Raw genomic sequence first — 21,855 nt, 5'->3', positions numbered from 1 at the left:
GAAAGAAAAAAGCCCTATCGATTCTCGATGCTGCCGATGTTTTTGAGCTCGATAGAGATGAGGCCGTTGGGCTCGTTGACAAACTCGATGTATTCGGAGTTCGAACCCATCTCGGCCGGGAAGCTGATTTCGATACCCGTGTCGGTTCGGATCTTATGATTGCGCACCGCCGCGCGTTCGACCTGCTTGCGCTCCACGGGCACACGCTCAGGCACCTTCTCCTCGGTCAGTGCCGCACGCACGCTCTCCTTGATAACCGGTTCGTCCTCAAAGACCTCATCGACGATATCCCAAGGCGGCAGCTCCTCGTCATCCTCAACCTTCTCGGCAACGGCAGCCTTAACCTTAGCGAGCGCTACAGCCGTGTTGGCACCGTGCTCCTCGGCGACTTCCTCGACCACACGCGTCACGGTGTCGATGACCTCCTTGCCCGATACGCCCGTGTCGCACTGCAGCAGGCCATCGGGGATAAGCATACGGTCCTCGCCGGCAATCTTGCGCTTCTTGTCCACATAGCCGATCTCCATGGTACTCGCGCGCACGATGGCATAGCTCGGCACCTTTTGCGAGGGGTTTGGCAGAATGGCGTAGTGGCGCGCGATGTCGTTGCGCACCTCCCCCTCCTCGCGGCCCACTTCGTGCATAAAAGCCTGCTTGGAGCCCAGCAGCATCACGGCAAACCAGCGGGCATCCTCATCGTCGTCAAAATCGGCCACGAGCACGTCGGTGGACTCGGCTTTCTCGGCTTTGGTGAGCTCGGAGGAAATAAACTCCGCAATCTGCTGCGACAGGTCCACGAACTCGCGCTCGCCAAAGAAATAGCCCTTGAGCTCGCCACCAAACGCAGAGCTCTCGGCAAACGTGGCGCGTTTATTGTCGGCCGAGGTGCGCGCGCGGCGCAGATGTGTGGTCACGAAGTTGCGCACGGTACGGCTTTCGATATCGAGCTCGCGCTGGCTCATAACGTTAACGGCAGAGTCAAAGTCCAGGATATGCAGAATCGCGTGATTGATTTTCATATACGGCATTCCGTTCTAGATCGATTTCGGCACGAACCAGTATAGCGGTCAAGCCCGCCCCAGGCGCATCGAAGATTGGCACATCGGGACAGGTTGCTTTGCACCAATGGCTAGCGCAGAAGCTCGGACTGCCACGCCTCGAGTTGTTCTGCCAGACTCTTACCGGCTGCGGGCATGTCGATCTGGGGTCGTTTGGGCAGCAGTGCGCATTTAAGGATTGCCGCGATGGTCTGCGAGACAAAGCGTCGCGTATCCTTGTCAAAGCCTTGCGCAGCCTGGAGCATCACGGGCAGGCTCTCGCGCAGATTCCCAGCGATATCCGCAAACCGCTCAGCACCCGTTGCCTCAAACACGGAGAACAACGCATCTACAAAACGCTCGCGCTCGCTAGGCGACACTGCAAGCAACATCTCGCGAATGGAGCCATCAACGTATCGAGCACCGGCGGACAGGCGCTCACAGTACACGAAGTCGCGACCATCAACCACCCAGCTAAAGGGATTGTGCTGCAGCAGGCTGAACTCGGTGCTCTCAACGATGGCATAGTCCTCTTGTGTCTCGAACATCATGCCAAAGATCGACGACCGAGGTAGCGTCTTGTCGATTCGACCGGAAAGATCGGCAAAGGCGTTGCCGTTCAGAAACTCCTCGACGAAGCCCGGACCATCATGGGAATACACCCGTTCGATTCGCTCACGGGCGACATCGGAGCACATCGCCGCACCGTACACCGCAAGGTTTCCACCCTTGGAATGACCTCCGCACAAAAGCGGCCCGTCGATCGCATCCGCCGCCTCGTCCACATAGCGCGCCGCGGATTCCTGGGCCGGCACGGGACACCGGAACGCCATATTGAAGTCCTCTTTCCAGCCCACAATCGTGCTGTCGGTCCCCCGGAAGGAAAGATAACTAAACCCCGCCGGAAACCGGAACGCCATGGCTGCAAACTGCTCTGTCGCCACCACATCGCTCACGGCACGATAGCCGCAAACGTGCACGCCACGGTAGCGAGGGCTTGCTGCCACGGCCTCCAACAAGGCCCTGCTCCCCTCCGGGTCCCACAAGTCGTCAATCATGTCCCGGTAGCACTCGGCACGCAGCAGCTCACGCACGTCTAGGCCCTGCCAGTTCGTCAGCTCCGCCATATCACCCGGCAAACGCAAATAGGACAACCACGCAAAGACCAGGCTATCCACCGCACAGAACGGCCGCTCCTCAAACGGATCAAACGCCGTCTGGGCATAGGTCAAAAAATTAGGCGAATCCGACATGGCTCTCCCATCAACTATGGTGCATTGGGATGGTGCAAAGCAACCTGACCCCCTCACACCAAAAAGGCGCCCGGACCGTGTGGCCCGGACGCCTTTCATTGTAGCCTGTTGCCCAAAAGATCTTGATTTAGCAGGAGAAGTCGACGCTGTCGATGATGTCCTTGAGGGCCTTGGCGGAGGCGGTGAGCTCATGCTGCTCGTCATCGTCCAGCGGCACGGGAACGCGGCAGACAACGCCGTCGCGGCCAACGACAGTCGGCATAGAGATGGCAAGATCGGACAGGCCGTACTCGCCCACCATGAGCGAGGAGACGGGCAGAACGGTCTGCTCATCGCGCATGACGGCGGTGCAGATGCGCTTGACGGCCATAGCGACGCCGTAGTAGGTGGCGTGCTTCTTCTCGATGATGGTGTAGGCGGAGTTCTTGACGTCCTCGGCGATGCGCTTCTCGGCAGCCTCATGCTCCAGGTGGCCGTGAAGCTCACAGAAGGTGTTCAGCGGCACGCCGGCAACCTGGGCACTGGACCAAGCGACGAACTCGGAGTCGCCGTGCTCACCCATGACATAGGCCTGGACATCGCGCGGGTCAACCTCGACGTGGGCGCCAAGCATCTGCTGCAGACGGCCGGTGTCGAGCACGGTGCCGGAGCCGATGACATGGCCCTCGGGCAGGCCGGACATCTTGATGGCGGCATAGGTCAGAACATCGACCGGGTTGGAGACGATGAGCAGAATGCCATCGAAGCCGGACTTCTTAATCTCGGGGATAATGGACTTAAAGATGCTGACGTTCTTGTTGACCAGGTCCAGGCGGGTCTCACCGGGCTTCTGGGCAGCGCCAGCAGTGACGACGATCATGGCGGCGTCGGCGACATCGGAATAATCGCCGGCGTAGATCTTCATCGGCTCGGCAAACGTCATGCCGTGCGCGATATCCAGAGCCTCACCCTCGGCGCGGTTCTTGTCCACGTCGATGAGGACCATCTCGGAGAACAGACCGCTCTGCATCAGCGCGAACGCCGAAGACGAACCGACGAAACCGCAGCCGACAATAGCGACCTTCTTCTCGTTAACCATAAGAAACTCCCATCTCACTCCACAAACAAGCCGCCCGGGAACGACCCGAGCGGCTTGCCGTAATCCCAATACATCCAATCGGGACTTTGATTATGCTCCTATTCGCAGCCAAAAATCGACCGTTTACCGAAATTGTTTGCAGGATTCGTAAAATAACTGCACGAAATCGGTTTCGAGCTATTGACGAGGCGAAATAGCTTTCTAATACAGGCCCGCCTCGCGAATGGCCTCGACAGCCAAAGCAATCTGATCGGGTGGCAGAACCAGCGCCATGCGCACGTGCCCCTCGCCCGAAGGACCAAAGCTCGCGCCCGGCGTCACCACAACGCCGGCCTTCTCCATGAGCTCCTCGCAAAACGCCATGGAATCGGCGCGGCCACCGGGAAGCTTGGCCCACACAAACATAGAGCCATGCGCGTTGGGACGCTCCCAGCCCAGGCCCTCAAGACCGTCGCACAGGGCATCGCGGCGCTCCTGGTACTTCAGACGCTGCGCCTCGACCTCATCGCGCGGACCGTTCAGGCAGGCGATAGCAGCCTTCTGGATCGGGAAGAACATGCCAAAGTCGATCTGGCCGCGCAGCTTGGCAAAGGCAGAGACCACATCCTCGCGACCGACCAAAAAGCCGATACGCGCACCGGTGACGTTAAACGACTTGGAAAGCGAGAAGAACTCCACGCCCACCTCGAGCGCACCGGGATACTGCAAAAAGCTGCCACCCGGCTCGCCGTCGAACACGATGTCGGAGTACGCGTTGTCATGGACGATGAGCAGGTCATGCTCGCGGGCAAAAGCGATGATCTCCTCGTAGACCTCGGGTGTGCCCACCGAGCCCACCGGGTTCGCGGGCAGCGACACGATCATGTACTTGGCGCGGTCGGCGACCTCGGGATCGATGCCTGCCACGTAGGGCAGGTAATTGTGCTCGGCAACCAGTGGATAGTACTCGAGCTTGGCGTCGGCAATCTTAGCGCCCGCCTCAAAGACCGGGTAGCACGGATCGGGAACCAGAATGGTGTCACCCGGATCGAGCAGGGCCAGGCCCAAATGGCCCACGCCCTCCTGCGTGCCGTTGCACGACTGCACCATGGACGGCGTAATGCCCGAAACGCCAAAGCGACGCTCATAGTAATCGCACACAGCTTGCTTGAGTTCGGGCAGGTCGCGCAGGGCATACTTCCACATCTCGGGATCTTGGGCTGCTTGCGTGAGTGCCTCGACCACGTGATTGTACGGCTTAAAGTCGGGCGTGCCCACGCTCATGTTGTAAATGGTCTTGCCCTGAGCCTTCAGCGCGAGCAGTTTGTTGTTGAGCGAGGCGAAGACCTCCGCGCCAAAGCGGTCGAGACGCTGCGATGCCTGCATGGTGCCACCTTTCGATATAAAAAACGCGGCGCTCCGACAAGAGCGCCGCGCGATACGGGCCATCAGATTGCAAAAGTGTAACGCTTGCAACCCCCGCATTGGTTCAATTTGGCCAACCTTAGTCAATTGGATTGAGCGCGTCGATCTGCGCAAGCCACAAACGCGAGCTGGCGTCACTCGGCATACGCCAATCGCCGCGCGGGCTGAGCGTCACCGAGCCCACCTTGGGACCATCGGGCAGGCAGCTGCGCTTAAACTGCTGGGCAAAGAAGCGACGATAGAACGTACGCAGCCACGTGTGGATGGTGGCCTCATCGTAGACGCCCTCGAAGCTCTTGAGCGCCATGTGGTAGATCTTGCCCGGCTCAAAGCCAAAACGCAGCAGGTAGTAGAGGAAGTAGTCGTGCAGCTCGTACGGGCCCACCAAATCCTCAGTCTTCTGCGCAATCTCGCCGTCGCCCGTGGGCGGCAGAAGCTCGGGGGACACCGGCGTGTCGAGGATATCGAGCAAAACCTCGGCAATGCGCCCGCCAAAGACATCGGCCGCATAGCGCACCAGATGGCGCACAAGCGTCTTGGGCACGCTCGCGTTGACGGCGTACATGCTCATGTGGTCGCCGTTATAGGTAGCCCAGCCGAGCGCCAGCTCCGACAGGTCGCCCGTGCCGATGACAAAACCACCAGCCTGGTTGGCCAGATCCATCAGAATCTGCGTACGCTCGCGAGCCTGGCTGTTCTCGTAGGTCACGTCCTGTACGGTCGGATCGTGCTCAATGTCCTTGAAGTGCTGCTCCACAGCCGCGTGAATCGAAACCTCGCGGAAGCTCACACCCAGGTCGCGAGCGAGCGACTCGGCGTTCGACTTGGTGCGATGCGTCGTGCCAAAGCCGGGCATGGACACGGCCGTGATACCGGTGCGCGGCAGCCCCAGAATATCGAAGGCGCGCACGGTCACAAGCAGTGCCAGCGTGGAGTCCAAGCCGCCCGAAAGGCCGATGACCGCAGCCTTGGTGCCCGTGTGGGCAAGGCGGGTCTTGAGGCCAGCAGTCTGCAGGTCGAGGATGGTCTCGCAACGCTCGGCCAGGTCACCATGGTCGGCCGGCACAAAGGGCGCGCGGGGGAAGACTCGGTCAATGTCAAGTGCATCGCGCAGGACAGACTCGTCTGCCAGCACGCCCCCAAACGAAAACTCAACGGTCGTGGCCTCCGGCGCATCGTCCGCGCGCGTCCACGTCGTCGAGCGACGGCGCTCGGCAACCAGACGGTCAAGATCGACATCGGCGATGGCCATGTCGCAGGTAAGCAGCTTGGTCGCGGCGAGCTTGGAGCCGTTTTCGTAGACAAGGTTCTCGCCCGCAAAGACCATGTCGGTCGTGGACTCGCCCTCGCTCGCATCCGCGTAGGCATAGGCGCAGTACAGGCGCGCGCTTTGATTAGAGATAAGGCTGCGGCGGTAATCTGCCTTACCGATGATCTCGTCGGAAGCGGAGGGGTTGAGAATCACCGTCGCACCGGCAAGCGCCATCTCGGTCGAGGGCGGCGCCGGCACCCACAGGTCCTCGCAGACCTCAACGCCCAGCACCATATCCTCGGCACCCTCGTCACAGCAGCGGTAGACAAGCTCCGAACCCAGCGGAACCGGACCCTGACCGGCAAACTCGACCCACACAGGATCTGCGGGCGCCGGAGCAAACCAGCGGCGCTCGTAGAACTCGCCATAGTTGGGCAGATACTTCTTGGCCGTAAGACCCAAAAGCTCGCCCGCGCAGCACACGGCGGCGCAGTTGTAGATATTCTCGGCAACTGCAACGGGAAGACCGATGGTAAAGACAATCGGCAGCTCACGAGTCTCATCGAGGATATGCACCAAAGCAGCCTCGCAGGCATGCAGTAATGTGCGGTTATGGAACAGATCGGCCGCGGTATAGCCGCACAAGTTGAGCTCGGGCAGCACCAGAGCACGAACGCCGCGCTCGACAGCCGCGCGAACAGCCGCTAACGCAACCTCGGCATTGCCCTCGACATCGGCCACGCGAATCTGCGGCGACGCCGCCGCCACACGCAAAAAGCCATCAGACTGAGAAAGATGAAGATTCATAAGAATGCTCCCGTGCGTAGACGCCATTCACAACAATTAGCAAGCCCTATTGTAGTTCAACCGCCGGGTGTAACCGCATCCCACCAACTTGGTGAGCTATTGATGAGTTGATGGTATCTGTTAAACGTCACGCCCGATTCACATCTGGTGGGTACCCTGAGGTCTACACGAAACGAAGCAGATTTACACCGGGAGGACCCCGTATGACAACCAAGTACACCGACGCGCCGCGCACACGTGTCATGACGCCGGCATCGCTCAACAACGGCGTTCACGAAAACCATTCCATCGGGCAGACCATGGCCATCGCGCCCAAAAAGGGCCTGTTCGACGACATTTCCATTCCCCAGATCATCGCCGGCGCCGCAGCTGCCGCCACGAGCGTCGCGCTTGCCTCCAAGATCGGTATCGCCGGATCGGTGATCGGCGCCGCCGTGAGCTCGGTCATCACCGTTGTGTCCTCACAGGTCTACCGCCACTTTATCTCTGCCAGCGCCGAAGCCCTCAAGGGCACGCACGCCGACGTCGACTACCCCGCCGGCGCCTACGAGCCCGTTGAGTTTAATGCCGAGGAGCACCTGGGCGGCGCCGCGACTACGCAGGAGATGCGCCAGATTGCGGGACGCGCGACCACGGCCCGCGTCGCCCCTAACAGCCTGCGCGCCAAGGCCGCGGCAGAGCGCAGCCAGACGCAAAAGAAGGTCATCATCTTCTCGATTGCCATCGCCATCGTCGCGGTCATCGCCTGCGCCGGCGCCATCCTTATCACCACCGCCGGCGAGGGTCTGGGCGAGCGCCCCGAGCCGATTCTGTCGTCGCGCACGACAGAAAGTGACGCAAATGGCAACACCCATTCGCAAGACCAGCAGGCACAGACGGACGGCACGCAAGACAGTTCTACCTCTGCCGACTCGTCATCGAACACCCAAAACCAATCGCAAGGTGCCAATTCCTCTACGAACAGCAGCGGCACGCAATCCGGCACGACCGACTCAAGCCAAACGACTGACAGCTCGCAGCCGAGCACGGGCGACCAAACGAGCGACACCACATCGGGAACGGGATCTACCGACAACAGCAGCACTAACAGCTCGAGCGGAACCGCGTCCGGCACGGCATCTGACAGTTCAAGCCAAGGCACGACATCGGGCAACTAGGCGCTGCATCCCCAGATAGGCAACCTGTACAACGGGCGCGAATCGATAGCGGTTCGCGCCCGTTTGCCTTGGGTGCCGCCATGGCAAACGCTATGCGATGGTAAGATGCTTTACGTGTGTAAAGAGGAGATTTGCCATGAGCAAGACAATAGTTAGGCCCACGCTATCGCTGGGCAACCGCATCTATCTGTATCGCCTGCTGCGCGATGCGATTGGGTGCGGCAAGCAAACGTTTATGACGCAGGTCGAGGAGGCACTCGCCGCTGGCGACATGGCCGCTTATGACCTGGGCTTCGAGTCCACGCGCGAGCTGCTCGAGGAGCTCGATGACTGCATTAAGCTGACCGTCTTTAAGGGCGGTCGCCTGTATGCCACCGTCATCGCCAACGAGGCATGGGATGCCGCCCTTGCCAAGGGCGAGGACAAGCCCAAGGCTGCCAAGGGCGCCAAGCAGTCCTACAAAAAGAAGAAGCGCGGCGAGAAGGACCTCAAGGCCGTGCGCCCCAAGCGCGTTAAGCGTCCCGAGCCCGTGGCCGAAGTCGCTCCGGCGCCCGAGCCCGAGACAGAGATCGAAGTCGCTATTGAGGTAACGGCAGAAGCCGAAACCGAAATCGCCGCCACGACCGATCCCGAAGTCACATCCGAGCAGGAAGCCACTGTGGAGCTCAACGAAGCTCCCGAGTCGACAACCAAAGAAGCCGCTGACCAACCCGAGACGCCTGCGTTCCAAAACAGCGAAGTCTTTGGCGACGAGGCCGAGGACGATCAGTCCGACGAGCCCGCCGATCAAGGCGCTACCGAGTCGGCGCCGGAGCCCGAGACGCCGCAGCCCGCCATCTCGCTCACGGTCGTCTATGACCCCGAGAACGCAAACGCCGGCATCACCACCATGGCATCCACGCCCATCGAGGCAAAGTCGAGCGTCGAGAACGAGAACGCGACGCAGGTTGAGGTTGAAACTGCAGCTGCAGACGCGCCCGTCATCGTGAAGCCTGCAGATTCCACGATCAAGCCGGAAGCGACGCCGGAGCCCGCACCCGTCATCGAGTCCGTGCCCACCGCTGCTTGCGACCAAATTCCCGCACCTGCACCGGCTCCGGTCCCCGCTGCAGCACCGGCCACCGCACCTGCAGTGCCCGCCATCCCCGAGGACTTCCCCGTCGATTTCGCAACCGAGGTTTTCTGCCCCGGCCCGCTTCTGCACCAGCTGTCGACCTATCTCCCCTACGGCGCCGACACGCTCGGCATTGTCGGCGAGTACTACTGGATCGCCCGCGAGCGCGGTACCATCGAGGCCGCGCGAAACCGCGCAAGCTTCCCCCTGCGCTACACGCAGGCCGGCGAGCGCCGCGAGGTTGCCGTGCGCATCCGCCGCAACACCACCGGCGGCCTCGGAGCCGCCTGGGCCATCGATAAAGTCGAAGAACCCGAGCATTAACGACAAACGGCTCAAATCCAAATCAGGATTTGAGCCGTTTTTATTTGTTGATGTTGCGCAACCAACAGCGAGCGGGCCGCAAGTGCCCCAGGTTGCCGTGAAAGAGGAGCGACGCGTACTTCGGTACGCGAGCGACGGCTTGAACGGCAAGATGGGGTGCTTGCGGCCCGCGCAGCGTCGAGCAGTTACGCGGTTTGGAAAACCGCGTAACGATCTAGTCACGCGTGAGCTTGCGGTGGATACGATGCGGCTGGGCTGCGTCCTCGCCCAGGCGCTCGATGCGGTTGGCCTGATAGGCCTCGAAGTTACCCTCGAACCAATACCAGTTGCCCGGATTCTCGTCGGTGCCCTCCCACGCCAGAATGTGCGTGGCGACGCGGTCCAGGAACATACGATCGTGGCTAATGACCACCGAGCAGCCCGGGAACTCGAGCAGCGCCGCTTCGAGCGAGGACAGCGTCTCGACGTCGAGGTCGTTCGTGGGCTCGTCGAGAAGCAGCAGGTTGCCGCCCTGCTTGAGCGTAAGCGCCAAGTTCAGACGGTTGCGCTCGCCGCCGGAGAGCACACCAGCGCGCTTCTGCTGGTCCTGGCCCTTAAAGCCAAAGCTCGCCACATACGCGCGGCTCGGAACTTCGGTCTCGCCGACCATCATGTGGTCCAGGCCGTCCGAGACGACCTCCCATAGGTTCTTATCGGGGTCGATGCCGGAACGGTTCTGGTCGACGTAAGAAATCTTGACGGTCTCGCCCACCTCGAGCTCGCCCGAAGTCAGCGGCTCCAGACCCACAATCGTCTTGAACAGCGTGGTCTTACCGACACCGTTGGGGCCGATGACGCCCACGATGCCGTTGCGCGGCAGGGTGAACGAAAGGTCATCGATGAGCACGCGACCGTCGAACTCCTTGTGCAGGTGATGGGCCTCGAGCACCTTGTTGCCCAGACGCGGGCCGACAGGGATGCGAATGTCAGTCCAGTCGAGCTTCTGGCTAGCGCGCGCCTCAGCCTCCATCTCCTCGTAGCGGGCCAGACGGGCCTTGTTCTTGGCCTGACGGGCCTTGGGCGAGCTGCGCACCCACTCGAGCTCGGCCTCCATGCGCTTGGCGAGCTTGGCGTCGCGGTTGCCCTGTGCCTCGATACGGGCGGCCTTGGTCTCCAGATACGTGGAGTAGTTGCCCTTGTAGGGATAGAGGTGACCGCGGTCGACCTCGCAGATCCACTCGGCAACGTTATCCAGGAAGTAGCGATCGTGTGTGACGGCCAGCACCGCGCCCTGGTAGTTGTGCAAGAAGTGCTCGAGCCACAGGATTGACTCGGCATCCAGGTGGTTCGTGGGCTCGTCGAGCAGCAGCAGGTCGGGAGCCTCGAGCAGCAGCTTGCACAGGGCCACGCGACGGCGCTCGCCGCCGGAAAGTACGTTGACCGGCATGTCGGAATCGGGCAGCTGCAGGGCGTCCATGGCCTGGCCGAGCTTGGAATCGATATCCCAGCCGTCGGCGGCGTCGATCTCGTCCTGGAGCTTGCCCATCTCGGCCATGAGGGCGTCCATGTCGCAATCCGGGTCGCACATCTCCTCGCCGATCTTATTGAAGCGATCGACCTTGGCGATCATGTCGCCAAACGCCATGCGCACGTTCTCGATGACGGTCTTGTCGTCGTCGAGCGGCGGCTCCTGCTGCAGGATGCCCACGGTGTAGCCGGGGGTAAGCCTGGCATCGCCGTTGGAGACCTCCTCGATGCCGGCCATGATCTTGAGCAGGGTCGACTTGCCCATACCGTTGGGGCCCACGACGCCGATCTTGGCACCGGGGTAGAAGCTCAGGGTCACGTCGTCAAGGATTACCTTGTCGCCATGGGCCTTGCGAGCCTGATACATCTGGTAGATAAACTCCGCCATTTGCCTGTTTTATCCTTTCTACCTGCTGTTTCCCTATTCTTGTTTCGCTTTAGTGGAAACGAAATGAAAAAACCAGCTCTGAAACGTAACGAAAAAGGGGCATGGTTGCCCACACCCCCTAATACTACCTGGGAAAAGTCCCCCGGAACATACTATGAACTGCGTACGCTAGTTTTCCGCAACCTTAGCGAACGGCCCGCTGCGATTTGCGCCACAGCAGATACGAGTAGACGTAGACGGCTCCGACCGAACCAAACGCCAGAACCGCAATCACCGCGGCGACGACTTCACTCGAAAGTACGCTGCCTGCCACGCCCATCACAATCAGGCCAATACCCAGCACCATAAAGCAGGCGCCGCCAAAACGCTGCGTACGGCGCCAGTTCTCGGGATCGGCAAGCGCCCAAGGTGTCTTGATACCGAGCGTATAGTTCTGCTTCACACGCGGCAAGTAGTTGCCTACGCCGATGAACAGCAAACCGACAACACCGGAAATCAGCACGTTAACCGAACCGACCGCCGGCACCACGCCCCAGACCGTAAGCTCTCCCAGCCAGCTTATCGCGCACATGAACAAGGTGAAGGCGATTACGAAGCCCTGGTAAAACTTGCCCGAGGTTCGATATGCCTCACCTTTGGGATCGATGCGCGGCACCACGCAGAACATTGCGAGAAGCGCCAGAGGCAACACGCCGAGCGCGGAGGCCATCCAGCTAGGACCCCAACCGTCGACGGCGCCGTTCGCGCCCCAGTGCGTGGGAATCTGCGCCGGCAAGCTCGGCATCACCATGAGGTGCGCAGCAACATTAATAGCACAGACCACAACAAGCATGGCCCACACGCGCGACGATACCCCCGTGGGGTGAACGCCCTTGTTTTCGTTATTCATCCTTATCACCTTCCGTGTTTGTAAAGCCCATAAACCAACCGATCAAGTCCTGCATGACGGTGGTGTTTAAGCTGTAAACGATGTTTTGGCCATGACGTTCGTCAGTCACCAACCCGGCGTTTTTGAGCGTCGCCAAGTGATGGCTCAGCGACGGCTTACTGATATCGAAATGCTCGGCAAGCTCCCCCGCCGTGCAATTGCCCTCGCGCAGCAACTCCAAAATGCGCCGTCGCGTCGGATCGGCAAGCGCCTTAAAACCCTCTCCCGGCATAAGACCTCCTCTCATCATCTCTCATGACGTGCACACTATACTCGATATTTAGATGTTTGTCTAACTGTCTAATACAGTAACATATATAGAACATTCGTTCGTGTTTAGTTACAATGGAAGTTGAAGCAGATGGGCCAGCTCCCTCTACCCGAGAAGGAGATGGACTATGAGTATTGACGATGTCCTGACGTTGTTATTGCTTGTAATCGCGGCTGTGGAGCTCGGCATCCACATTGGAGGTCGAATGAAATAGCCGCCCCCGCGTAATGCGAAGACGGCCACTTCTCACGCCATAAACGTGTTTCGGAGTTGGCCAACCCGCTGCAACGGGTGCCATCTGCTTCAATCTTATGCGAATCCCGATCCCATTTCAACAAGCTCCAAGGGCTCAAATGGAATCGCAATAATACCTATAATGGCGATAGCTAAAACACGACCGACTCCCCATCGGAGGATATCTATGACCGAAACCGCAGCCGCAGCCCCCATCGAGACACGCGACACCAAGCTCGAGATCATCATAGGCCGCGAGGCACTCGATAAGCTCGCCGATGCTACGGTGCTAGTGCTCGGCTGCGGAGGCGTGGGCTCCAACTGCTGCGAGGCACTCGCCCGCGGCGGCATCGGTCATTTCGTCATTCTGGACAAGGACATCATCGCGCCCAGCAATATCAATCGCCAGGCCATCGCCTTTCACAGCACCATCGGAAAGCGCAAAGTCGACGTGATGGAAGCCATGATTCGCGATATCAACCCTACCGCCACCGTTATCAAGCGAACTGAATACCTGTTGAGCGATAACATCGACGAGTTCTTTGCGAGCGTTTTGGAGCAGACAGAGGGCAAGATCGACTACGTCATCGACGCCATCGACACCATCTCGGCAAAGCTCACCATTGCCAAATATGCTCAGGACCACGACATTCGTTTGGTTAGCTCCATGGGCGGGGCCAACAAGCTCCATCCCGAGTGCCTCCGCTTTGCCGACATTTTCGATACGGTACGTGACCCCATGAGCCGCATCATGCGCAAAGAATGCAAGAAGCGCGGAATCAAGAGCCTGCATGTACTGTTTAGCTGCGAGGAATCGGTTAAGACACAGCCCCGCGACCCTTCCAACATCCACGAGCGTACCGAGTTGGGCACCGCCAGCTTTATGCCGCCCATCATGGGCCAGATGATCGCCGGCGAGGTTATCCGCCAGATCAGCGGCCGCGGCACCGAACGCGTACGCTCCGATGGCCAGCGCCTGGACTAGCAGGATGCCCTGCGATGGAACCGCGATTCTTTGACGCGCATTGTCACCTTGATTTGATGCTCAGTCCCGATGCTGCAGCCAGTGAGTCGGCGGCATTGGATCTGGGACTCTTTGACTGCGGCGTCAATCCACACGACTTTTCGGCCGCTAACGAGCGCGCCCGTCGCCAACCAGGCATCATCGCCGGCATTGGGCTCCACCCCTGGTGGCTCGCCGACGGCCGCTGCGGTCCTGCCGAAGTCAATCTGCTTTGCGAAGTTGCTGCCCAAGAGCGCTACATCGGCGAGGTGGGACTCGACTTTTCCGCGCGCTTTGCCGGAAGCGAACCGCTTCAAATACAAGCATTTGACCGGCTTTGCGATGCGCTCGTGCAGCATCCTCTTACCGGGCGCGTGATATCAATTCACGCCGTTCGTTCAGCAGGAGCCGTACTGGACGTCCTCGAATCGAATGGACTACTCGCCCCAAACCCCGACTCCCCCGCTATCATCTTCCACTGGTTTAGCGGTACTTCGGACGAACTCGTCCGCACGCGTAATGCGGGCTGCTATTTTTCCGTCAACGAACGCATGCTCGCGTCCAAAAGAGGACGCGAATACGCACGACAGATTCCACTCGACCGTTTACTGCTCGAGACCGATGCACCAGCGGAGGCAAACACAGAAACAAGCGCGCAGTCGCTCATCAGATCGCTTGCATGGACCTCAGAACGCATCGCCTCACTCAAAAACTGTGACGCAAAGCATATTGAGTCAGCGGTTTTAGCAAATGCACGCTCTGTTTTTAGCCTTCGCTGACCCCTGTGGTCAAAAAACGTCAAATATGAGTACTGCTAGCGAAATGGATACATTACTTTGAGCTTTCCGGCCACCAGATTAATCTATGATTGTCCATTAACTAACACTTTCACAGTCACTCATCCTGCATTTTCGCAATCTTAAACCCCTCCAAACGCTCAAATCACGTCTGAAGGGGTCGATTTTGCTGAGACTAAATTAGTCACAGTACTCATATTTGGCTTTTTTGACCACCGGGTCACGGGAAGGAACCAATACAGCTCCCCGGGACTGCTCACCTATTCGGAAATCGGTGCCCCATGGCCCCAGGAGCCTTCCATACCGCATACGGTCGAAGCAAACCCCGCCGCAAAGTCGAGTGCGCGCTCGACGGCCTCGGCACCATCCTCGCCACGCTTGGCGGAATCGAGATAGCACATCAGAAACGAAGTCAGGAACGAGTCACCCGCACCCATGGTGTCCTTCATATCTGTCACTGGCTTGGCATGCTGCCGATAGTAACGCTCGCCGTCATAGGCAATGCAGCCCTCAGCGCCAGCCGTTGCGGACACAAAACATGGGCCCAAGCCCTTCACCCAGGCAAGACGCTCGCGAATCTCATCCTCGCTCGCAGCGTCTGCCGCGCTAAAGAACGCGAAGTCAACGTAGGGAGCAATCTGCTCGTAGTACTCGTCGGTCGAATCATCCGAGAAGTCAAACGAAACGGTAATACCCGCTGCCTTCAGCTTGGGCAGCTCGCGCTCGGTAAAGCAATAGTTACCCGAATGAACCACATCAAACTGTTTCATATACGCCAGATCAAAACGATCGAGCACATAGCGCGCATCACCACGGATGCCGCCCTCGTTAGACCCCAGAAATACACGGTCACCATCAACCACAGTAACGCGAGCCGCACCGTTCTCGCCGATGAGCTGCTTGCATTTGGCTAGCTCAACGCCCTCATCCTCAAGACTCGCAATCACATGCTCGGCAGCAGCGTCATTACCAAAGATGCCCATATACGCGGAGCTCGCGGCACCGCACTTCTTGGCATACACGGCAAAGTTCACCGCATTGCCACCCGGATACATTGTGTTGATATGCTCGTAGCGGTCGACGACGTTGTCGCCAAACCCAAGAGCGTTAACGTTGAATGTCATAGCGCCGTCCCTTTCTCGTCCTAACGAGATCGCCGTAATGGCCGCCGTGCCACCCTGGCCCTACGCAAGCTTCAGCAAATCGGGCAGCTGGTCGATAATCTTGTCCGCGGCATCCTGGCTAAATCCAAAGCGCTCCTCACGCTTGGCAATGACTGTCAGGCCGGCTCGCTTGCCGGCAGTGATGCCAGGCACCGAATCCTCAACGCAGCAGCAGCGATTCGCGGGCAGCCCCAGCAGGTCCAGCGCATGCAGGTAGATGTCGGGCTCGGGCTTGCTCTCCTTAAACTGCTCGCCGCTCACCACATACTCAAAGGCATCCGACAGCCCGCATGCATTGAGCACTTCCTCGATGCTAACCATGGGAGACGAGCTGGCAAGCGCCACGCGAACGCCGCGGCGCGGCAGCTCTCGAATCGTATCCACGGCGCCTGGGTTAATCAAAGCCTGATAGTCGCGCGGACGCTTATGCGCCCATTCGTCCCAACGGGCCAACGCTTCCTCGCCAGTAAAATGCCCCTTACCGGCACGCTCAAACCAATCGACCAGCATATGCAGGAAGAACTGATGCGAGGTACCTACCTGCCCATTCAACTCCTCTTGAGTCAGATTAAGCCCAAGCTCCTTGGCAAAAGCTGCGGTCTCGCCCAGGTAGTAATACTCGGTATCGACAATCACGCCGTCCATGTCAAAGATAACGGCGTCGAACGGAAATGCGGACACGGCACCCTCCCTAACAAAAGGGCGCCTGTAAGCAGGCGCCCGAACCATGCATTATCGGCGATTCTAACCCAGCAGCTTATCCAGCGCCACCGCAATACCGTCTTCGTTGTTATTGGCGGTCACCATCTGGGCCACAGCCTTGACCTCGTCGACGGCGTTACCCATGGCAACACCGGTACCCGCCCACTCAATCATGGACTTGTCGTTCTGGCCGTCGCCAAACGATACGACCTCGCCGGCATCGATGCCGAGCTTGGGCAGGGCACCCTCGAGCGCACGGGCTTTGTCGATACCGGGCGCCGTAAACTCAAAGTACCAGTCGGCCGTAAACATGCCCGAAAGCGTCTGCTTAAAGGGCGCGTACATCTCCTCGTGATGCGCTTGCAAATAGGCCGGGTCGCCCGCAGTGAGTAGCTTGTCCACAGGATAAGTATCCACGACCTCATGCAAGCTCTCGACCTCACGGATCTTAAGATCGCACGCGTCGCGCTCATACTTGACGATATTCTTCTGCGAGCCGTCAGGCAGCGTGATCATGCAATGGTACGAGTCCTCGACGTGCAAATCGCGACCGAGCGAAATCATAGGGATCACGTCAAAATTACGCAGGTGATCAATCAGGCGATGCAATTCGTCGGCAGGCATAGCCTGATCGAACAGCACCTCGTCGGTCTGGGCATCGACGACGTGTGCGCCGTTAAAGGCCACCAGCAGACCGTCATGGTTTTGAAGGTCGAGCTCTTGCGCCAAGGCGTGCAGCCCCCATGCGGGACGGCCCGAAGCCAAAATGAGCTTAATGCCCGACTCCTGCGCCGCGAGCAGCTTCTCGCGCGTACGCGGGCTAATCACTTTCTGATCGTTGGTGAGCGTACCGTCGATATCCATCGCGATGGCTTTGATTGCCATATATGCCTCCCTGTCATTGAACAACCTTGTCTGAGCCATCATACAGAACACCCATCGCGACTCCGTTTACAACGGGCAAAAAGTCATATTGTCTCGAACATGAACGGCGTGTGGTCGTGAAGCTTTATCGCTCAGGTCAAATACGTCTGCTAGCGACGCTCATCCGTCGGTGCGCCCTCGACGATCGCGATGCCCGCCGATGCACCTAACGCGCTGGCGCCGGCCTCGATGAATGCGCAAGCCTCTTCGTAATTATGGATACCGCCCGCCGCCTTGATTGCCACGGCATCGCCGAGCACCTCGTGCATCAGCCGCACGTCCTCGAGCTTAGCACCGCCAAAGCTTCTGCCGGTCGATGTCTTAAGGAATCCCGGCTTGGCCTCCAGCGCGATCTCGCATACACGGCGCTTGGCGGCGTCGTCGCCGTCCAGCTTGCACATCTCGACGATTACCTTGTCAGTGATGCCATGCGCGCGACAAAAATCAGCAATGGTAGTCATCTCGCGCTCGATGGCATCAAAATCGCGGTTCTCGATCGACCCCTGATTCAAAACGTAGTCAATCTCGGTAAAGCCACACGCAGCGTATTCCTCAAACCTCGCAAGCTTCTCCTCAAGCGTCATAGTGCCCTGGGGAAAGTCGATAGCGCCGGCAAGGATGATGTCAGAGCCCTCGAGCATGGCGCGGCCCGTCTCGTACTCCTGCAGGTTCGCAAATACGCAGCGAAAGTTGTACTTTAACGCCTTCTCGACATACTGCTCAAACGTGTCCTCGGGGGCATCGATATAGTCGATGTATTTATTGATGGGTTTGGCAAGCGTCATGCTGGGCCTCCTTGTTCAGGGCTGGCAACCGATTCGTGGTTTCACGCGAAAAACCACGTTCAATGTACGCCCGACATACAAGGACAGCGTCCGCATTCCGACAAGTGGTATGAAATTAACTGTAAACGTATATTTACAGACAGCGAATGGCACCGCACGCGGATGCCGACAGCAAGACATCCCCCCTCAATACACCCTCATGCCCCTTTACTGTTTGCGACCAGAAATGATGAGCTGCACAACGCCGTTAGCGGTCGAATTCGACCTCTGACGACGTCACGCGACTCATCGTATCCGACCGACAACAGAAAAGGGGCACGTTCGCATAGCGTGGCGCGTGACGGTTGCAAAACCACCCCATTTGAAACAAAGGCAAAAAAGTACTTGCAAAGACGCGTTCCGACATATAAGTTGATAAAAGACCGCCGTTGCGGTTTTAAGTAGATCGAGCATATGAAGTTTGAGTTTTAGCGTGTAAGAGAAGGAAGATCGGCAAAGTACAACCCCAAACGCAATGACAACTTAATGAGGTAACTGCCACATGTGAGGCACCCAGGGCATTGCTGTCTCGATTTTGAGCACGATGCCTTCCGCCTTGCATGGGCCGTTCCATCCCGCCCCTGCAGCAACTGCCTCACGGGCTCATTGAAAACCGCATAGCACCCCAACGTCAGCACATCACCCACGGCAAGCACATCACTCACGACAACCAACACATCAACAAACAGCACGAACATCAACCGATTGGAGAAGCTATGACAAACCACCACGCTGAAGACGGCGATAAGAAAAGCATTCTGGATGCCCGCATTGAGCGAGCATATGCAAACGAATATGACGCCGCCTTTGCCGCCGCGACCATCAAGAACTACGCGTCGCTACCGCTCGCGACGATCTTGGCCGATCACCCTCAACTGCTGAAGCGCTGCACAAAGATCATGGGCGACCCCGACATTCGCAAGCTGACAGACCCCTATGCCCCAAAACGCGACAACGATTCGCACATTCTTACCGTAGGCTGCCTAGCCCATATGCTTACGGCGCTCGACACGAAACTCAAGCTCGAATGGGAACCCGACGAGCGTCATGAACTCGAAAGCAAGCGGAACACCCTGCGCACCGCACTGTTCCTTCCGTTGGACGGCCTCAAGCGCTGCAACGTCGAGCTCAATACACAGGCGCGGCAAAAGCCCGGGACCACGGGGCAGAAAACTCCAAGACCCCATGCGGCCATCGTCGACCGCAACCGATATAACCGCATGACCGCGCACTTTTCTGCCGAGGGAGTAGCCATAAGAACGCTGATCGACCTGCTGTGCCTCCTGAGCATCAACGAGCTATTTGAGGGCTATCTCGCCCTTGTTCCCGCGACGGCACCCAAGTCGGTAGCAAAGATCATCGAAACCTGCAGACGCCAGTTTGAGCGCCATCGCAATGGCAGCGAGATGAACGCCAGCATCGCGCAGTACTACGCGGCTCATTACAAAAATGACGGATGCGCCCCTGTCGAGCATCAGCTGCGGCTCGCCTACACCACGCCCGCCGCAACGCTCTATCGCTTTGGAGCCCTTGGCGCTTGCGAGCCGCACGAACAGGCAGCCTGCCCCACAACCGAGCTCGATCTCAGGCTCGGACGAACCCTGTAGCTCGCCAGCCCCTCCGCGGGCAACAATCCTATTCCACAACACAACCAACGGAAAGGAGTCCTCATGGACACCAATCATTCCCCCATCATCAGCCCCCTCACCATGCGTGAATCCGCCCGAGGTATCACGCTCACCAGCATTTACGATGAGATGCTCGCCCGTCGCGAGCTCTCCGTCATGGGAAACATCGAAACCCCGATGGCCCACGACCTATGCCAGCAGATTCGTCTGCTCGATGCCACCGACCCCAGCCGCCCCATCACCATATTTGTCGCCAGCGCCGGCGGAAGCGTGCGATCGGGTCTTGCGATCTATGACGCCATGCGCCTCGCATCGTGCCCCATCCGCACCGTCTGCCTGGAATTCGCCGCGTCCATGGGCGCCGTGATCTTTATGGGCGGCGACAATCGCCGTATGGCGCCCCATGCAGAGCTCATGATTCACGACCCGCTGATCCCCCAGGGGGCAGGCGGCTCGGCACTTGCGCTACAGGAAACCAGCCGGCGCCTCATGCAGACCCGCAAGACCCTCACGCAAATCCTCTCGGACCGCAGCGACCTCACGCCCAAGCGCATCCAGTCTCTCACTGCAAAAGACACCTACCTTTCGGCCAAGCGCGCCGTCGAGCTCGGCTTTGCCCACGAAATCCTCTCGACCACCAAGGAGGTCGCCCATGTCTAACCTCGCCAGCCGCCTCGCCGCATCTGAGTCCGCATCGTCCACCATCCTCTCCAAGGATCGAACGCTTTCCTGCGACACCCGCCAAACGGGACTCAACAACAACGCACTTGTGATCGGCCCCTCGGGAGCCGGCAAGACCCGAAACGTCCTCAAGCCCAACCTGCTGCAAATGAACGCAAGCTACATCGTGCTCGACACCAAAGGCACGCTCTGTCGCGAAGTAGGACCCGTGCTGGCAGCCCACGGTTACCGCGTGCAATGCCTCAACTTCGCCGACCTCAACACCGTCCCGGCCCTTGCGCCCGGCATCGAGCGCTGCGGCTACAACCCCCTGAGGCACATTCGCCGCAAGGCGGACGGCAGGCCCAACCAGCAGGACATCCTCTCGGTGGCAAAGGCCATCTGCCCCATCGAGGACAACAACCAGCCTTTTTGGGATCATGCGGCGGCAAACCTGCTGTCGTGTCTTATCGCCTACGTCACCGAACAGCTACCCGCCGACGAGCAGACGATCAGCTCGGTCATCAAGCTGATCGAGCACCTGCAGGACGGTGCCACGGGTCGATTGTTTGACGACCTGATCACGACCGACCCCCAAAGCTATGCCCTCTCGCTATGGCGGCGCTACGCCATTACGCAAAATGCCGAGCGCATGCACGCGAGCATCGTCGGCATCCTTGCCGAAAAGGTCATGTGTCTGGGGTTCGACGGTGCGGCACAGCTCTATCGTGAGTGCCATCAGGTGGACTTCGCTTCCATGGGACACACCCCCTGCGCCCTGTTTGTAACCGTGAGCGATATTGACCGCAATCTCGATCCGCTGACCGGCCTCTTTATTTCGCAGGCGTTTATGGGCCTCATTCGTGAGGCCGATAGGCAGCCCGACGGCAGCCTGCCCGTGCCCGTGCGCTTTATGCTCGATGACTTCGCAAATCTGCAGATCCCCCAGATCGACAACGTGCTCTCGATTATCCGAAACCGCAACATCTGGGCAACGCTGCTGTTGCAGTCGACCAACCAGCTCGATGCGCTCTATGGCGAGGCACGCGCACGCTCCATCATGGGCAACTGCGACACGCATCTGGTGCTGGCGTTCCAGGATCCCGAGAGTGCCCGGGTGTTTTCTGACCGCGCCGACGCGCTGCCCAGCACGCTCATGGCGACGCCGATCGATCGCTCGTGGCTCTTTGTACGCGGTCGCATTCCCGAACAGGTCGAGCGCTTTAGGCTCGAAGACCATCCGCTCTACGGGGAGCTGCCCGAGGCGCAGCGAGGCCATGCGGAGACCGAGATCTAGGCGCAGGGTTCTCGCAGCGCGCGGCGCCCCGGCGATGTTCCACAAAGGCCGTGCGCCCCGGGACCACGGCAAAGCAAAGGGGCCCGCATCCGATAGGATACGGG

Annotated in this window: 19 protein-coding genes; 7 read left to right on the top strand and 12 right to left on the bottom strand. The window is 59.2% G+C overall.

Annotation, left to right across the window (positions count from 1 at the left end):
* Positions 1–14: 14 nt before the first annotated feature.
* From ACEXKH_RS02895 to ACEXKH_RS02875, 5 genes are all read right to left on the bottom strand, one after another.
* Positions 15–1,019, bottom strand: coding sequence for a nucleoid-associated protein (locus ACEXKH_RS02895; protein WP_373573009.1), 1,005 nt, complete (start codon positions 1,017–1,019; stop codon positions 15–17).
* A gap of 110 nt (positions 1,020–1,129) precedes the next feature.
* Positions 1,130–2,290, bottom strand: a complete 1,161-nt coding sequence (locus ACEXKH_RS02890; protein ID WP_373573008.1) for a DUF2974 domain-containing protein — start codon at positions 2,288–2,290, stop codon at positions 1,130–1,132.
* Between the two features lie 127 nt (positions 2,291–2,417).
* On the bottom strand, positions 2,418–3,368 hold the full coding sequence (locus tag ACEXKH_RS02885) for an L-lactate dehydrogenase (protein ID WP_117564413.1): 951 nt from the start codon (positions 3,366–3,368) through the stop codon (positions 2,418–2,420).
* Positions 3,369–3,569: 201 nt separating this feature from the next.
* Positions 3,570–4,733: a pyridoxal phosphate-dependent aminotransferase gene (locus tag ACEXKH_RS02880; protein WP_373573007.1), complete on the bottom strand. Its 1,164-nt coding sequence runs from the start codon at positions 4,731–4,733 to the stop codon at positions 3,570–3,572.
* 118 nt (positions 4,734–4,851) lie between these two features.
* On the bottom strand, positions 4,852–6,831 hold the full coding sequence (locus tag ACEXKH_RS02875) for an NAD(+) synthase (protein ID WP_373573006.1): 1,980 nt from the start codon (positions 6,829–6,831) through the stop codon (positions 4,852–4,854).
* Positions 6,832–7,034: 203 nt separating this feature from the next.
* On the opposite strand from ACEXKH_RS02875, the gene ACEXKH_RS02870 reads away from it, so the two are divergent.
* Both ACEXKH_RS02870 and ACEXKH_RS02865 read left to right on the top strand, forming a co-directional pair.
* A complete protein-coding gene (locus ACEXKH_RS02870; RefSeq protein ID WP_373573005.1) occupies positions 7,035–7,988 on the top strand; it encodes a hypothetical protein in 954 nt (317 codons plus the stop codon).
* A 136-nt stretch (positions 7,989–8,124) separates the two neighbouring features.
* A complete protein-coding gene (locus ACEXKH_RS02865; protein WP_373573004.1) occupies positions 8,125–9,426 on the top strand; it encodes a hypothetical protein in 1,302 nt (433 codons plus the stop codon).
* Positions 9,427–9,640: 214 nt separating this feature from the next.
* Here ACEXKH_RS02865 and ettA read toward each other — a convergent pair whose 3' ends face one another.
* The 3 genes from ettA to ACEXKH_RS02850 all read right to left on the bottom strand — a co-directional run bounded on the left by ettA (position 9,641) and on the right by ACEXKH_RS02850 (position 12,480).
* Positions 9,641–11,320, bottom strand: a complete 1,680-nt coding sequence (gene ettA / locus ACEXKH_RS02860) for an energy-dependent translational throttle protein EttA (protein WP_055251458.1) — start codon at positions 11,318–11,320, stop codon at positions 9,641–9,643.
* A 184-nt stretch (positions 11,321–11,504) separates the two neighbouring features.
* A complete protein-coding gene (locus ACEXKH_RS02855; protein ID WP_373573003.1) occupies positions 11,505–12,209 on the bottom strand; it encodes an SdpI family protein in 705 nt (234 codons plus the stop codon).
* Positions 12,202–12,480 (bottom strand): autorepressor SdpR family transcription factor, encoded by a 279-nt coding sequence (locus tag ACEXKH_RS02850; protein ID WP_022094448.1) that lies wholly within the window; start codon positions 12,478–12,480, stop codon positions 12,202–12,204. Before ACEXKH_RS02850 ends, ACEXKH_RS02855 begins: the two co-directional genes overlap by 8 nt.
* A 460-nt stretch (positions 12,481–12,940) precedes the next feature.
* On the opposite strand from ACEXKH_RS02850, the gene ACEXKH_RS02845 reads away from it, so the two are divergent.
* Entirely contained in the window at positions 12,941–13,738 is a 798-nt protein-coding gene (locus tag ACEXKH_RS02845; RefSeq protein WP_373573002.1) for a tRNA threonylcarbamoyladenosine dehydratase, read from the top strand.
* Between the two features lie 14 nt (positions 13,739–13,752).
* Entirely contained in the window at positions 13,753–14,535 is a 783-nt protein-coding gene (locus ACEXKH_RS02840) for a TatD family hydrolase (RefSeq protein ID WP_373573001.1), read from the top strand.
* Between the two features lie 278 nt (positions 14,536–14,813).
* On the opposite strand, the gene ACEXKH_RS02835 is transcribed toward ACEXKH_RS02840, so the two are convergent.
* The 4 genes from ACEXKH_RS02835 to deoC form a co-directional block, all read right to left on the bottom strand.
* Complete coding sequence (locus ACEXKH_RS02835; protein WP_373573000.1) at positions 14,814–15,677, bottom strand: PfkB family carbohydrate kinase; 864 nt, start codon at positions 15,675–15,677, stop codon at positions 14,814–14,816.
* A gap of 60 nt (positions 15,678–15,737) precedes the next feature.
* Positions 15,738–16,397, bottom strand: coding sequence for an HAD family hydrolase (locus tag ACEXKH_RS02830; RefSeq protein WP_373572999.1), 660 nt, complete (start codon positions 16,395–16,397; stop codon positions 15,738–15,740).
* A gap of 63 nt (positions 16,398–16,460) precedes the next feature.
* Positions 16,461–17,303 carry a Cof-type HAD-IIB family hydrolase gene (locus tag ACEXKH_RS02825; protein ID WP_373572998.1) on the bottom strand — a complete coding sequence of 281 codons (843 nt, stop codon included), beginning with the start codon at positions 17,301–17,303 and terminating at the stop codon, positions 16,461–16,463.
* A gap of 149 nt (positions 17,304–17,452) precedes the next feature.
* Positions 17,453–18,127: a deoxyribose-phosphate aldolase gene (gene deoC, locus ACEXKH_RS02820; RefSeq protein ID WP_022094433.1), complete on the bottom strand. Its 675-nt coding sequence runs from the start codon at positions 18,125–18,127 to the stop codon at positions 17,453–17,455.
* Positions 18,128–18,726: 599 nt separating this feature from the next.
* Here deoC and ACEXKH_RS02815 point away from each other — a divergent pair.
* The 3 genes from ACEXKH_RS02815 (at position 18,727) to ACEXKH_RS02805 (ending at position 21,751) form a co-directional block, all read left to right on the top strand.
* Positions 18,727–19,773, top strand: coding sequence for a hypothetical protein (locus ACEXKH_RS02815; RefSeq protein WP_373572997.1), 1,047 nt, complete (start codon positions 18,727–18,729; stop codon positions 19,771–19,773).
* A gap of 63 nt (positions 19,774–19,836) precedes the next feature.
* Positions 19,837–20,454, top strand: coding sequence for an ATP-dependent Clp protease proteolytic subunit (locus tag ACEXKH_RS02810; protein ID WP_373572996.1), 618 nt, complete (start codon positions 19,837–19,839; stop codon positions 20,452–20,454).
* Entirely contained in the window at positions 20,447–21,751 is a 1,305-nt protein-coding gene (locus ACEXKH_RS02805) for a VirD4-like conjugal transfer protein, CD1115 family (protein ID WP_373572995.1), read from the top strand. Before ACEXKH_RS02810 ends, ACEXKH_RS02805 begins: the two co-directional genes overlap by 8 nt.
* The last annotated feature ends 104 nt before the right edge of the window (positions 21,752–21,855 follow it).

This window comes from Collinsella aerofaciens ATCC 25986, assembly GCF_964259375.1.
Lineage (GTDB): Bacteria > Actinomycetota > Coriobacteriia > Coriobacteriales > Coriobacteriaceae > Collinsella > Collinsella aerofaciens_BO.
This window is presented reverse-complemented; position numbering and strand designations above follow the sequence as displayed.

What these genes read in the sequence shown, in the direction of transcription:
- ACEXKH_RS02895 (WP_373573009.1), bottom strand. Translation starts at nt 1,019, where the DNA reads ATGAAAATCAATCACGCGATTCTGCATATCCTGGACTTTGACTCTGCC.
- ACEXKH_RS02890 (WP_373573008.1), bottom strand. Translation starts at nt 2,290, where the DNA reads ATGTCGGATTCGCCTAATTTTTTGACCTATGCCCAGACGGCGTTTGAT.
- ACEXKH_RS02885 (WP_117564413.1), bottom strand. Translation starts at nt 3,368, where the DNA reads ATGGTTAACGAGAAGAAGGTCGCTATTGTCGGCTGCGGTTTCGTCGGT.
- ACEXKH_RS02880 (WP_373573007.1), bottom strand. Translation starts at nt 4,733, where the DNA reads ATGCAGGCATCGCAGCGTCTCGACCGCTTTGGCGCGGAGGTCTTCGCC.
- ACEXKH_RS02875 (WP_373573006.1), bottom strand. Translation starts at nt 6,831, where the DNA reads ATGAATCTTCATCTTTCTCAGTCTGATGGCTTTTTGCGTGTGGCGGCG.
- ACEXKH_RS02870 (WP_373573005.1), top strand. Translation starts at nt 7,035, where the DNA reads ATGACAACCAAGTACACCGACGCGCCGCGCACACGTGTCATGACGCCG.
- ACEXKH_RS02865 (WP_373573004.1), top strand. Translation starts at nt 8,125, where the DNA reads ATGAGCAAGACAATAGTTAGGCCCACGCTATCGCTGGGCAACCGCATC.
- ettA (WP_055251458.1), bottom strand. Translation starts at nt 11,320, where the DNA reads ATGGCGGAGTTTATCTACCAGATGTATCAGGCTCGCAAGGCCCATGGC.
- ACEXKH_RS02855 (WP_373573003.1), bottom strand. Translation starts at nt 12,209, where the DNA reads ATGAATAACGAAAACAAGGGCGTTCACCCCACGGGGGTATCGTCGCGC.
- ACEXKH_RS02850 (WP_022094448.1), bottom strand. Translation starts at nt 12,480, where the DNA reads ATGCCGGGAGAGGGTTTTAAGGCGCTTGCCGATCCGACGCGACGGCGC.
- ACEXKH_RS02845 (WP_373573002.1), top strand. Translation starts at nt 12,941, where the DNA reads ATGACCGAAACCGCAGCCGCAGCCCCCATCGAGACACGCGACACCAAG.
- ACEXKH_RS02840 (WP_373573001.1), top strand. Translation starts at nt 13,753, where the DNA reads ATGGAACCGCGATTCTTTGACGCGCATTGTCACCTTGATTTGATGCTC.
- ACEXKH_RS02835 (WP_373573000.1), bottom strand. Translation starts at nt 15,677, where the DNA reads ATGACATTCAACGTTAACGCTCTTGGGTTTGGCGACAACGTCGTCGAC.
- ACEXKH_RS02825 (WP_373572998.1), bottom strand. Translation starts at nt 17,303, where the DNA reads ATGGCAATCAAAGCCATCGCGATGGATATCGACGGTACGCTCACCAAC.
- deoC (WP_022094433.1), bottom strand. Translation starts at nt 18,127, where the DNA reads ATGACGCTTGCCAAACCCATCAATAAATACATCGACTATATCGATGCC.
- ACEXKH_RS02815 (WP_373572997.1), top strand. Translation starts at nt 18,727, where the DNA reads ATGGGCCGTTCCATCCCGCCCCTGCAGCAACTGCCTCACGGGCTCATT.
- ACEXKH_RS02810 (WP_373572996.1), top strand. Translation starts at nt 19,837, where the DNA reads ATGGACACCAATCATTCCCCCATCATCAGCCCCCTCACCATGCGTGAA.
- ACEXKH_RS02805 (WP_373572995.1), top strand. Translation starts at nt 20,447, where the DNA reads ATGTCTAACCTCGCCAGCCGCCTCGCCGCATCTGAGTCCGCATCGTCC.